Annotated in this window: 9 protein-coding genes; 4 read left to right on the plus strand and 5 right to left on the minus strand. The window is 66.8% G+C overall.

The features are described from left to right. The 3 genes from EN738_RS21820 to EN738_RS21830 all read left to right on the plus strand — a co-directional run. A partial coding sequence (locus EN738_RS21820) for a D-arabinono-1,4-lactone oxidase (RefSeq protein WP_127285524.1) occupies window positions 1-1,228 on the plus strand: 1,228 nt, incomplete at its 5' end. Then, the gene (locus EN738_RS21825) at window positions 1,225-2,358 is read left to right on the plus strand and encodes an alanine racemase (protein ID WP_127285525.1); all 1,134 of its coding nucleotides are present in this window, start codon (window positions 1,225-1,227) and stop codon (window positions 2,356-2,358) included. The genes EN738_RS21820 and EN738_RS21825, both read left to right, overlap by 4 nt. A 141-nt stretch (window positions 2,359-2,499) precedes the next feature. Next, window positions 2,500-3,435, plus strand: coding sequence for a bifunctional helix-turn-helix transcriptional regulator/GNAT family N-acetyltransferase (locus EN738_RS21830; protein WP_127285526.1), 936 nt, complete (start codon window positions 2,500-2,502; stop codon window positions 3,433-3,435). On the opposite strand, the gene EN738_RS21835 is transcribed toward EN738_RS21830, so the two are convergent. Continuing rightward, complete coding sequence (locus EN738_RS21835) at window positions 3,432-4,265, minus strand: AraC family transcriptional regulator (protein WP_127285527.1); 834 nt, start codon at window positions 4,263-4,265, stop codon at window positions 3,432-3,434. The two genes, EN738_RS21830 and EN738_RS21835, sit on opposite strands and share 4 nt — an antisense overlap. Window positions 4,266-4,413: 148 nt before the next feature. Here EN738_RS21835 and EN738_RS21840 point away from each other — a divergent pair, with 148 nt between their 5' ends. Next, complete coding sequence (locus EN738_RS21840) at window positions 4,414-5,913, plus strand: winged helix-turn-helix domain-containing protein (protein WP_127285528.1); 1,500 nt, start codon at window positions 4,414-4,416, stop codon at window positions 5,911-5,913. A 14-nt stretch (window positions 5,914-5,927) separates the two neighbouring features. On the opposite strand, the gene EN738_RS21845 is transcribed toward EN738_RS21840, so the two are convergent. From EN738_RS21845 to EN738_RS21860, 4 genes are all read right to left on the minus strand, one after another. Beyond that, window positions 5,928-6,260: a hypothetical protein gene (locus EN738_RS21845; protein WP_127285529.1), complete on the minus strand. Its 333-nt coding sequence runs from the start codon at window positions 6,258-6,260 to the stop codon at window positions 5,928-5,930. Between the two features lie 29 nt (window positions 6,261-6,289). After that, on the minus strand, window positions 6,290-6,700 hold the full coding sequence (locus tag EN738_RS21850) for a hypothetical protein (protein ID WP_127285530.1): 411 nt from the start codon (window positions 6,698-6,700) through the stop codon (window positions 6,290-6,292). Window positions 6,701-6,776: 76 nt separating this feature from the next. After that, window positions 6,777-9,878 carry an efflux RND transporter permease subunit gene (locus EN738_RS21855; RefSeq protein ID WP_281034318.1) on the minus strand — a complete coding sequence of 1,034 codons (3,102 nt, stop codon included), beginning with the start codon at window positions 9,876-9,878 and terminating at the stop codon, window positions 6,777-6,779. A gap of 113 nt (window positions 9,879-9,991) precedes the next feature. Further along, window positions 9,992-11,469 (minus strand): FAD-dependent monooxygenase (locus EN738_RS21860; protein WP_127285532.1); only part of this gene is annotated, 1,478 nt, incomplete at its 5' end.

Genomic DNA, 11,469 nt, shown 5'->3' on the forward strand with positions numbered 1-11,469 from the left:
GACCCCCGCTCCCGCCGATGCCGGTGAGCTTGCCGATCTGGTGCGCATCGCGCCCGGTCCGCTGCGCGTCGCCGGCGCCGGCCACTCCTTCACGCCGCTGGTCAAGTCCGACGGCACCATCGTCTCGATGGAGAAGATCGAGGGGCTGGTCTCGCATGATGCCGCGACCAGCAGGGCGCGGCTGCGAGCCGGCACGAGGCTCGGCCCGCTGATGCATTTGCTGCAAGGCATCGGCCAGGGCCTGCCCAACATGGGCGACATCGACAAGCAGGCGATCGGCGGCGCGCTGGGCACCGCCACGCATGGCTCCGGCCCGAAGCTCGGCGCCTACCATACGCAGTTGGAGACGCTGCAGTTCGTCGACGGGACAGGGAAACTGCGCGAATACAGCCGGGCAGGGGACCAGGACATGATCCACGCCACCGGCGTCGCGCTCGGCGCCTTCGGCATCCTCACCGAAGTGACGATGAACAACATGCCGACCTACCGCCTGCGCCGCCGCAAATGGGTGCTGCCGATCGCCGAGATGCTGAAAGACTTCGAGACGATGATGGCTGCGCATCGTTCGGCCGAGTTCTACTACATACCGTTCTCCGGCTACGCGCAGTTCATCGCCAGCGATCTCTCCGACGCCGCGACCACCGCGCGACCGACCGAGGAGGACGAGGCGGGGCTGGCGACGCTGCGCAAGCTGCGCATCGCGCTCGCCTGGCTGCCGTCGCTGCGCCGCCGGCTGATCCTGGGCGCGATCGCCAAGCTGCCGGCCGAGGACTATGTGCAGGACTGGCTCAACGTCTATGCCAGCGATCGGCAGACCAAGTTCAACGAGATGGAATATCACCTGCCGTTCGAGGAGGGGCCGAAGGCGCTGGCCGAGATCATCGAGCTCACCGAGAAGCGCTTCCCGGAAGTCTACTTCCCGATGGAGGTGCGTTCGGTTGCGCCGGACGAATTCTGGCTTTCGCCCTTCCACAAAAGGCTCACCTGCTCGATCGCCATCCACCACGATGCGGCCAACGATCCCGAGCCCTTCATGCGGGCGGCCGAGCCGATCTTCCGCAAGTATGGCGGCAGGCCGCATTGGGGCAAGATGCACAGCCTGAAGGCCGCGGATTTCAAGAAACTCTATCCGCGCTGGGATGACGCCATGGCGGTGCGGCGCGATATCGATCCCGAAAACCGCTTCGTGTCGCCCTACATGGCCAGCCTGTTCGGCATCGACACATGAGCGCCTATTTCGCCGATCTCTCCGAGGCGCTGAGGCAAGCCGGCATCTTCCAGCCCGCGCTCGTGCTCGACCGCGACCGGCTCGACCGCAACATCGCGCTGGTGAAGGAAAGACTGGCGCCGGGCCTCGCCGTGCGGCTGGTCGACAAGTCACTCGCCTGCATGCCGCTGCTTCAGCATATTGCCGGCGGGCTCGGCTCCAGCCGTTTCATGACCTTCCATCCGCCGATTACGCAGGCCGTGCTCGACGCCTTTCCCGAGGCGGATCTGCTCTACGGCAAGCCGATGCCGGTCGGCGCGGCGAGTGGCGCGCTCACCAAGGGAGGCGCCGGCTGGTCGCGCGTCTGCTGGCTGATCGACACCGAACAGCGGCTGGCCGAGTATGGCGGGCTGGCGGCCGAACTTGGCACCGACCTGCGCTTTGCCTTCGAGGTCGATGTCGGGCTGCATCGCGGCGGCTTCGCCAGCCCCGAAGACATAAAGGCGCTGACCATCCCGAACGGCCTGCGCTGCGAAGGCATCATGGCCTACGAGGCGCACGCGCCGGAAATCCCCGGCCTGTTCGGCGGCCAGGGCGGCGCGCTGAGGAAAGCCCAGGCGCTGGCCGAGGAATTCGCCGACAGCCTCGGCGAGGATCAGCGGCGCATCCTGAACATAGGCGGCTCGAAGACGGCGTTGCTGCACCATGGCGGGGTCGCCAACGAAGTCTCGATCGGCTCCGCTTTCGTGCTGCCCAGCGATTTCGACGTGCCCGGCCTGGATGGCCTCCAGCCTGCTGCCTTCATCGCGACGCCGATCCTGAAGGTGGTGGAGCCGGTGCTGCCGGGGCCGGCCTCGGTGTCGCGGATGCTCACGGCGCTTGGCCTGTTCCCGCGCAAGGGCTGCTATCTCTACGGCGGCAAGTGGATGGCCGGGCCGGTATTTCCGCAGGGCATGAAGGTGAACGGCCTGATGGGCCTGTCCTCCAACCAGCAGTTCATGGCCCTGCCGACCGGAGCCGACGTAAAGCCCGGCGACTATGCCTTCCTCCGGCCGACGCAGAGCGAGGCCGTGCTGCAGCATTTCGGCTCGATCGCGGTGTTTTCGGGCGGGCGCATTGTCGAGCGTTGGCCGGCCTTGCCGATGGGGTGAGGTGGCCAACGGCCGTTGCCGTGATCCTTCGCGCCCCCCTCTGTCCTGCCAGCCTCAGGCGTTCTGTCTGGTGCTTCGAGCAAGCATTTACTTGACTCCGTCAACTAAATGCCCGATCTTCTCCCTGACAGGAGAAGCGCCATGACCATCCATCATCCACCCGGCAAGGAGCGCATCGACGCCGTGCGCGCCTTCAACCGCTTCTACACACGCCAGATCGGCCTGCTCGACGAAGGCCTGCTGAAGAGCCCGTTCTCGCTGACCGAGGCGCGGGTGCTTTATGAGCTCGCCCATCACGATGGCCTCGTCGCCAGCGACCTTGTTCGCGACCTCGGCCTCGACGCCGGCTACGTCAGCCGTCTCTTGAAGAAATTCGAGGAACGCGGTCTCGTCGAGCGCGCCGCTACCGAAGCCGACGCCCGGCGCTCCTCGATCGCGCTGACCCAGGCGGGCAGGGATGCTTTCGCGCCGCTCAACAAGGACTCGCATGCGCAGGTCCAGGCCTTGCTCGACAAGCTGCCGCCGGCCGAGCAGGACAGGCTGGTCAAGGCGATGGGCACCGTGCAGCGCCTGCTCGGCGATCAGCCGGAACCCAGGGTGCCGTATGTATTGCGGCCCTTGCAGGTCGGCGACATCGGCTGGGTCACGCGGCGCCAGGGCCTCATCTATGCGCAGGACTATGGCTGGGACGAAACCTATGAGGCGCTGGTCGCCGAGATCCTGGCCGAGTTCGTCAGGAAGTTCGATCCGAAATGGGAGCGTGCCTGGATCGCCGAGCGGGAAGGAGAGGTCGTCGGCTCGGTCTTCCTCGTGCGCAAGTCGGACCAGGTGGCGAAGCTTCGCCTGCTCTATGTCGAGCCGTCCGCGCGCGGCCTTGGTATCGGCAGGCGGCTGGTGGATGAATGCATCGGCTTTGCCCGCGTCAAAGGCTACAGGACGCTGACGCTGTGGACCAACGACATCCTCGGCTCGGCCCGCCGCATCTATCAGGCGGCGGGCTTCGAACTGACGGAAGAAGAACGCCACCATTCCTTCGGCAAGGATCTGGTCGGCCAGACCTGGAATTTGTCGCTCTAACCCTTCACCGGTATCCAGATCTCCAGGCCGCCATTGCCGCTGCGCGGATCGAATTCGGGGCCGTAGCGCTCGAACTCCGGCGCGTCGGCGACCTCGTGGCCGGAGGCCGGTAGCCATTTGTTCCAGATCGTGTTGACCGTGCGGCGGATGGTCGAGATGTGCTCGCGATGCGAGAACACCGCATATTTCTGCGCCGGCACGCGCACGCGGAAGAACTCTTTCGGCACTTCCGAGAAATCGCTGACCTCGACGCCGGCGACATAATCGAAATTGCCGGCGTCGTCGCCGTTGACGCAGACGCCGTAGGCGACGTCGCCGGTCTCGCCGGGGATGTTGCCGATATAGGGTCCAAAACGCTGCCACAGCATCGGAATGCCGGCGCTGGTCTCGCAGCTGTAGCGTTCGCCGAGCCCGGCGATGAGGAAGGGGCGGCTGGTCTCGAAGCGCGGCGGTTCGAGATTGCTGAGAAACGACTGGTCCATCAGGATCGGTTCCACGAGGTCTAGGGTGTCGGTCGAGCCTTGCGCGCGAACCAGTTCCGGCGTGGTGCCGAACAGGTCGCGGAAGGCGCGGGTGAAAGCCTCATGCGAGCCGTAGCCGGCATCGAGCGCGACCGAGAGGATGTCGGGCGCGCCGCCGGCAAGCTTGCGCGCCGCCTCGCTCAGCCGGCGCGCGCGCATGTAGCCCATCACCGAGCGCCCCGTGGCGGCGCCGAAGGCGCGCGTCACGTGGAAGCGCGACACGCCGCTGCTTTGCGCGACATCGTCGAGCGAAATCGCGTCCGGCAGGTGGCTTTCGACAAACCACAGCGCTTTCTCGGTCGGATTCATGGTTCCTCGCATTTGGCCGGCCGACGATAATGCCCGCGCGGACTGCCAGTTTGATCCAAATTGCGCAGTGGGCAATAATGCGTCGGTCATGCCTCGTCGATGTGGGAATCGAAGCGGCATGATCCTTGTCCGGGGAAGGGGTGTCCCGATGACCACGGCGGCTGCCGATCAGGTATACCGGTTTGGCGGATTCACGCTCGACCTCGCCATGGGCACGTTGCGCGGCGTCAACGAGCCGCTGTTCCTGCGTCCCAAGGCCTACGCCCTGCTTTCGCATCTTGCCCGCAACATGGGCCGTGTCGTGCCGAAAGCGGAGCTGATGGACGTTGTCTGGCCGGGCGTCTACGTCACCGAGGATTCGCTCACCCAGTCGGTGCGCGAAATCCGCAAGGTGCTTGGCGAGGATATGGTGCGCACCGTCTCCAAGCGCGGCTACATGCTTGCCGCAGAGGCGGAACCCGCGCCAGAGATGAGTTCCCAGCCGATCGTGGCGGTCGTTCGCTTTCGCAACGAGAGCGGCGATCCGGCCGACGAAGCGATGGTCGACGGCTTTGCCGAGGATCTGATCAACGGCGTGGCCCGCTTCGGCACAGTCACCGTGCTGGCGCGCAATTCGAGCTTTTCCTTCTCCTCGTTCGGCCGTGGCGAGTGGCCGCAGATCCGTGCCCGCATCGGCGCCGACTACCTGGTCGAAGGGTCGCTGCGCCGGCAGGGCGAGCATGTCGTGGTGGCCGTCAGCCTGGTCGACATCGCGACCGCCAGCCAGCTCTGGGGCGACCGCTACCAGTCGCAGGGCGCTGGCCTGTTCGCGACCGGAGGCGAGATCGTCGAGCAGATCGTCAGCCGGCTGGTCACGCGGGTCACCAATGCCGGGCTGGAGCAGGCCTCACGCAAGCCGGTGACCAGCCTCGCCGCCTATGAGCTTCTGCTGCGCGGTTTTGCGCTGCTGCGCGATCCGGCCCAGACCGACCAGCGCGGCGCAGAGGCATTGTTCGAGGCGGCCATCGCCAAGGATCCGAATTATGGGCTGGCCTACACCTATCTCGCCCTGGCGCGCTCGCTGGACGGAGAGTTCGGCCGCGCCAGCGACGCGGTGCTGCAGAACGCGCGTGACCTTGCCGACAAGGGCCTGGCCTTGTCGCCGGACCAGCCGACCGGCCATCGCGTGCAATCGCTGATCCGCCTCTACATGCGCGACCACGAGGCGGCCGAGCACCACATGCGCATCGCGCTGCAGCTCAATCCCTGCGATGCCGACAGCATCGAGCAGATGGGCATGCTGCTGACCATGCGCGGCCGGCCGCTGGAGGCGCTGACCTGGTTGGCGCGCGGCATCCGCATCGATCCCTTGCACCCGCACTGGTACCAGTTCGACCGTGCGCTGGCGCTCTATATGATGGGGGAATACCGGCAGGCGGCGGAAGCGCTGGAACTGGCCACGCGTCCGGCACCCTGGATCCGGACGCGACTGGCGGCCTGCTATGCCCAGATGGGCGACATGGAGAAGGCGCGGCGGCAGATCGCCCTCATCGAGGAGGGCGATGCTTTTGCGCCGCTCGACTACGCGCTGCGCGGCGTGCCCTTCGAGAACCGGGCCGATGCCGAGCATCTCGCCGAAGGCGTGCGAATTGCCCTCGGCGAGGTTTAGCCCGAGGCCGATCGTCAATCGACGACGACCACGATGTAGCGACCCTGATAGGCCCGGTAGTAGGTGCCGCCGCAACGCCAGACGTCGAAGCCGTTGACCTTGGTGCGGACGCAGCCGGCCGGCAGCGTCGCGACCCAGGCGGTGGTGTGCCTCAGCACCCGCCAAGCCGTGTTGCGGCGGGCGACGCCGGCGGCGCTGCGCGGCGTCCAGGGATGGCCGACGCGGGCCTCGGCCGCGCCGACCAGCGACAGCGCCGGCACCGTGCCTCCGATGATCTCGACGGCGGCCATGCCGATGGCGAGCAGGGCAGCGGCCGAACGCATTTTCGTTATTGATTTCATACGCATGTTCTCTCTCCTTAAGGTTCGATCGAAGTTCAACGGGGGGACGCGGCAAGGCGGGCGGTACCCGCCAGAGCCGCGAGGTGAGCAACCACGAACAGAAAGTGCGCCGCGGTTGTGACGTAGCCGACGACGAGCACGTCGGCGGCGATGAAGAACTGCCAGAACAACAGGTTTGCCGTTCCGAGCAGCATGTGGACGGCAGCCAGGAAGGCATGCCAGGTCCGCGAATAGGCGATGCGCGAGAGCGTGACCCCGATGATCAGGGCCAGTCCGTGCGCCTCGATGAAGCCGATGCCGGTGCCGGGCGCGTCGGCGAGCAGTATGGCTTCGGCGCCGCGTCCGAAGAACGAGCCGGCAATGTCGGTGGCGAGCCCGCCGGCCGATGCCAGGATCAGGAAGCCGGCGTTGACGCGGATGAGCAGGTTTCCAAAGAACGGTGTCATGGTCGTTTCCCTTCGGTTACGTGTTTGGCTGCCACGGCGGCATTCCGCCGTGGCTTGGCCGGGATGCGTGGCCGCCTCAGGCGGCGATGGCTTGCGGCTCGGCGATCGCCACGGCGGGATCCGCCGCTGTTGTCGTTTCGGCCGGCGCCTTGATGCCGAACCAGGTGACGTAAAGCGTCGGCAGGAACACCAGCGTCAGCACCGTCGCCACCATCAGGCCGCCCATCACCGCGTAGGCCATCGGCCCCCAGAACACGGTCGGCGCGATCGGGATCATGCCGAGGATGGCGGCCGCCGCAGTGAGCAGGATCGGCCGCAGCCGATGCGTGGTGGCGCTGATCACCGCGGCCCACGGTTCCTCGCCGGCGGCGATGTGCTGGTCGATCTGCGCGATCAGGATCACCGAGTTGCGGATCACCATGCCGATCAGCGACATCACGCCGAGTATCGCGACGAAGCCCATCGGCGCGCCCGACAGGAGCAGCGCGCCGGCAACGCCGATGATCGCAAGCGGCGCGGTGAGCAGCACCAGCACCAGGCGCTGGAAGCTCATCAACTGGATCATCAGCACCGTGGCCATGATGAACAGCATCAGCGGGAAGACCACGAAGATGCTGGCCTGCGCCTTGGCGCTGTCCTCGATCACGCCGCCCTGTTCGACGCTGTAGCGGGCCGGCAGCTCCGCTTTGAAGGCGGTGATCGCGTTCTCCAGCTTCCGCGTCACCGCTGTGGCATCGCTGCCCGGCGCGACGTCGGCCTGAACGGTCACGGTCGGCAGGCGACCACGGCGCCAGATCAGCGGCGGCTCGGTCTGGTAGGAGAGCTTGGCGACCTGTTCGAGCGGCACGCGGCGTCCGCCCGAGGCGCTGATCGTCAGGCCGCGCAGCGTGTCGATGCTGGCGCGTTCGGACTCCACAGCGCGGGCAACGATGTCGACGAGGTAGGTGTCGTCGCGCATCTGCGTGATCTTCGAGCCGGACAGCACCGCGTTGATCGTCTCGGAGAGCTGCTGCGAGGAGATGCCGAGTGCACGCGCCCGATCCTGGTCCACTTCGACCTTGATGACCTTGGCCGGCTCGTTCCAGTCGTAGTTGATGTTGCGCACCGCGGCATCGCTGCCCAGCACCTGCGCGAACTGCTGCGCCAGGCTGCGAGTCCTGTCCGGGTCCGGACCGCTGACGCGGAACTTCAGCGGCCAGCCGACCGGCGGTCCGAGCTCCAGCGGCGTGACGCGGGCCATGACATCGTCGAAGCCGGTCGACAGCTTCTTCTCCAGCCGGTCGATGACCGCCTGGCGCACGGCGTGGCCCTTGGTCACCACCACCGCCTGGGCGAAGAAGTCGTTGGCGAGCTGCGCGTCGAGCGGCAGGTAGAAGCGCACCGCGCCCTGACCGACGTAGAAGCTCCAGTGGTCGATGTCCGGGTCGGCCGCGAGCAGCTTTTCGACGCGCTCCACCACCGCGTCGGTCGCCTTGATCGAGGCGGTACGCGGCAGGGTGAGATCGACCATGACCTCGGGCCGGTCGGACTTCGGGAAGAACTCCTGGCCGACGAAGCCCATGGCCACGACCGACAGCGCGAACAGCCCGGCGGTCGCCGACAACACCAGCCACTTCGCCCGCATCGCCATTTCGAGCAGCGCCTGGAAGCCGCGGGCTATGCGCGACGGCTGATGGCTGTCATGGCCCTTGATGCGCTCCGGCAGCAGGAAGACGCCGGTGAGCGGCGTGAACAGCACCGCCACGATCCAGGAGACGACCAGCGCGATGCCGACGACCGCGAACAGCGAGAAGCAGTATTCGCCGGCGCCGCTCTTGGCGAAGCCGACCGGCACGAAGCCGGCGATCGTCACCACCGTGCCGGTGAGCATCGGGAAGGCGGTCGAGGTATAGGCATAGGTGGCGGCCGAGATCTTGTCGTGGCCTTCCTCCATGCGCGAGATCATCATCTCGACCGCGATCATGGCGTCGTCGACCAGAAGGCCGAGCGCGATGATCAACGCGCCGAGCGAGATACGCTGCAGCGAGATGCCGAAATACTCCATGGTGACGAAGGTGATCGCCAGCACCAGCGGGATGGCGACCGCCACCACGATGCCGGGGCGCCAGCCGAGCGCCAGCAGCGAGACGGCAAGCACGATGGCGATCGCTTCGCCGAGGCTCTTGGTGAACTCGCCGACGGACTCTTCCACCACATGCGACTGGTCGGCGACCAGGCCGAGCTCGGCGCCGAGCGGCAGTTCGGCCTCCATCTCGTGCATCTTCTCCTTGACGTTCTCGCCCAGCGCCAGCGCGTCGCCGCCAGCGGTCATCGAGACCGCGATGCCGACGGCCGGCTTGCCGTTGAAGCGGAACATCGGCTGCGGCGGATCGGAATAGGCGCGCTTGACCTCGGCGACGTCGCCCAGGCGGAAATAATGGCCGTTGGCGTAGAAGTTGATCGCCTTCAGGCTCTCCTCGGAGGTGAAGGAACCGGAAACGCGGATGGCGATGCGCTCCGGGCCGGCATCGACCGTGCCGCTCGGCGTCAGCGCGTTCTGCGCCTGCAGCGCCTGCGACAGCGTGCCGACGTCGAGGCCGAGCGCCGCCACCTTCTGCGTCGAGAATTCGAGGTAGATCTTCTCGTCCTGCTGGCCGACCAGATCGACCTTGGCGACATCCTTCACGGTGAGCAGCCCGGCGCGCAGGCTGCTGGCCAGGTCCTTCAGCTCGCGATGGCTTAGACTGTCGGAGGTCAGCGCGTAGATCAGCGAATAGGTGTCGCCGAACTCGTCATTGTAGAACGGGCCCTGGACGCCGGAAGGGAGCGTCGGCTTGATGTCGTCGAGCTTCTTGCGCACCTGGTACCAGAGCGGCTGCACCTGGTCGCCGGCGACCGTGTCCTTGAGGTTGACGAAGACCACGGATTCGCCGGGCTTGGTGTAGCTCTTGACGTAGTCGAGGTCGGGAAGCTCCTCGAGCTTCTTCTCGATACGGTCGGTGATCTGCTCCACCGTGTCGCTGGTCGTGGCGCCCGGCCACATCGTCTTCACCACCATGGTTTTGATGGTGAAGGGCGGATCCTCCTCGCGGCCGAGGCCTTGATAGGCGTAGAGGCCGGCAAGCGCCGCCGCGATCATCAGGTAGATGACGAAGCTCCGGTGGCGCAGCGCCCATTCGGAAAGGTTGAAGCTGGTCATGATGCAATCCCTCTCAGCGCGCGTGAAGGCGCGTTCCGCCGGCGTTTGCCGGCCAGCGAAAAATGATGGTTGGGTTCGGACAGCGCCCGCCGCGTGGCGGGCGCCGTCGCAAGTCAGGCCAGGCTGTGCATGGTGCCCGGCACACGGTAGGGCGCGCGCTCGGCGGTCCTCGGCCTGATGGCGAGGCCGGCGAGGTAGCGCTGGAAAGTCGCCGCCTCCTGGACCGGCGAGGCGAGCGCGACATGGCCGTCCGGTCTCACCAGATAGGCGCCGTCACGCTGCAGGCCGGCTTTGCCGGCCGCTTCCGACCAGGCGAAGGCATGGACCGGGATGCCGGCCGGCGCGAGCATCGCCCGGAATTCGGCGTTGACCTCGCCATAGACATGGATCTGCCAGTCGAGCGAGCGCAGCGGCTCGAAATTGTCGCCCCTCGCGCCGACCACATAGGGCAGGCGGTCGCCGCCGCTGACCTTGCCGGCCGTGCCCGCGCTGATCGGCCCGGCGCGGTACTCGATCGCCGCCTGCGAGATCACGCCGAAGAAGGCGCGCGAGCCGAACGACGTGTGCAGCGCGGCGTTCATGATCTTCGGCATCAGATAGCGCCGGAACAGGCCGACCAGCCGCGAGCGGCTGGTGACGAAGCGGAACACCTTGTCGGTGCTTTCGATCAGCTTGTGGGCGAAGGCGATGCGCTCCGGCTCGTAGCTGTCGAGCAGGCGCGCATCGGCACGGCCCTGGACCACGGCGGCGAGCTTCCATGCGAGGTTTACCGCATCGCCCATGCCGGTGTTCATGCCCTGGCCGCCGGCCGGGCTGTGGATGTGGCCGGCATCGCCGGCGAGGAACACGCGGCCGGCGCGGAAGCGCTCGGCGACGCGGTGGTGGACGCGGTAGGTCGAGAACCAGTTGACCTCATGGACCTTGACGCCCGTGTCGCGTTCGACATCGGCGCGGATCGCCTCGAAGGTGATCGTCTCGTCCGCCTCGTGCGCCTTCGGCACGATGCCGATCAGCCTGACCGAACCCGACTGCCGGACCGGCATGACGATCGCGAAGCCATAAGTGCTGATCGTCGTGTCCATGCCGTTGGGCGTGATTTCGCCGCTGCCTTTCACGTCGGCGACGTAGAAGGACTGCTCGTAAGTGCCGCCGGGGAAGCCGATGTTCAGCCCGTGGCGAACGGCGCTGCGGGCGCCGTCGCAGCCGGCGAGATAGGCCGCGCTGACGGTCTCGGTGCGGCCGTTCCTGCTCAGCGTCGCAATGACCGCTTCGCCCTTGTCTTGGAAGGCGACAAGCTCAGTATCGCGCTCGACCTCGACGCCGGCGCGCTCGAGATGCGTGATCAGCAGGCGTTCGTGGATGTCCTGCGGCAGCGCGAAGGCGAAGGAGTACGGGCTGATGCCGCGGCCGAAATCCGACAGCGGCAGCTTTGCCGCGACGCCAGCCGGCGTATGGAGGGTGAGCCGCTCCAGCCGCACGCCTGCGGCGAGCACGTCGTCGACGATGCCGATCTGGCGGTGGAACTCCAGCGTGCGGGCCTGGACGGCGAGCGCCCGCGAGGTCTCGCCAGGAGCGGCGGCCTTGTCGAAGA

Source organism: Mesorhizobium sp. M4B.F.Ca.ET.017.02.2.1, from assembly GCF_003998955.1.
Lineage (GTDB): Bacteria > Pseudomonadota > Alphaproteobacteria > Rhizobiales > Rhizobiaceae > Mesorhizobium > Mesorhizobium abyssinicae.

Coding starts and splice junctions, on each gene's coding strand:
- EN738_RS21850 (WP_127285530.1), bottom strand. CDS start 6,700: ATGACACCGTTCTTTGGAAACCTGCTCATCCGCGTCAACGCCGGCTTC.
- EN738_RS21830 (WP_127285526.1), top strand. CDS start 2,500: ATGACCATCCATCATCCACCCGGCAAGGAGCGCATCGACGCCGTGCGC.
- EN738_RS21855 (WP_281034318.1), bottom strand. CDS start 9,878: ATGACCAGCTTCAACCTTTCCGAATGGGCGCTGCGCCACCGGAGCTTC.
- EN738_RS21840 (WP_127285528.1), top strand. CDS start 4,414: ATGACCACGGCGGCTGCCGATCAGGTATACCGGTTTGGCGGATTCACG.
- EN738_RS21845 (WP_127285529.1), bottom strand. CDS start 6,260: ATGCGTATGAAATCAATAACGAAAATGCGTTCGGCCGCTGCCCTGCTC.
- EN738_RS21835 (WP_127285527.1), bottom strand. CDS start 4,265: ATGAATCCGACCGAGAAAGCGCTGTGGTTTGTCGAAAGCCACCTGCCG.
- EN738_RS21825 (WP_127285525.1), top strand. CDS start 1,225: ATGAGCGCCTATTTCGCCGATCTCTCCGAGGCGCTGAGGCAAGCCGGC.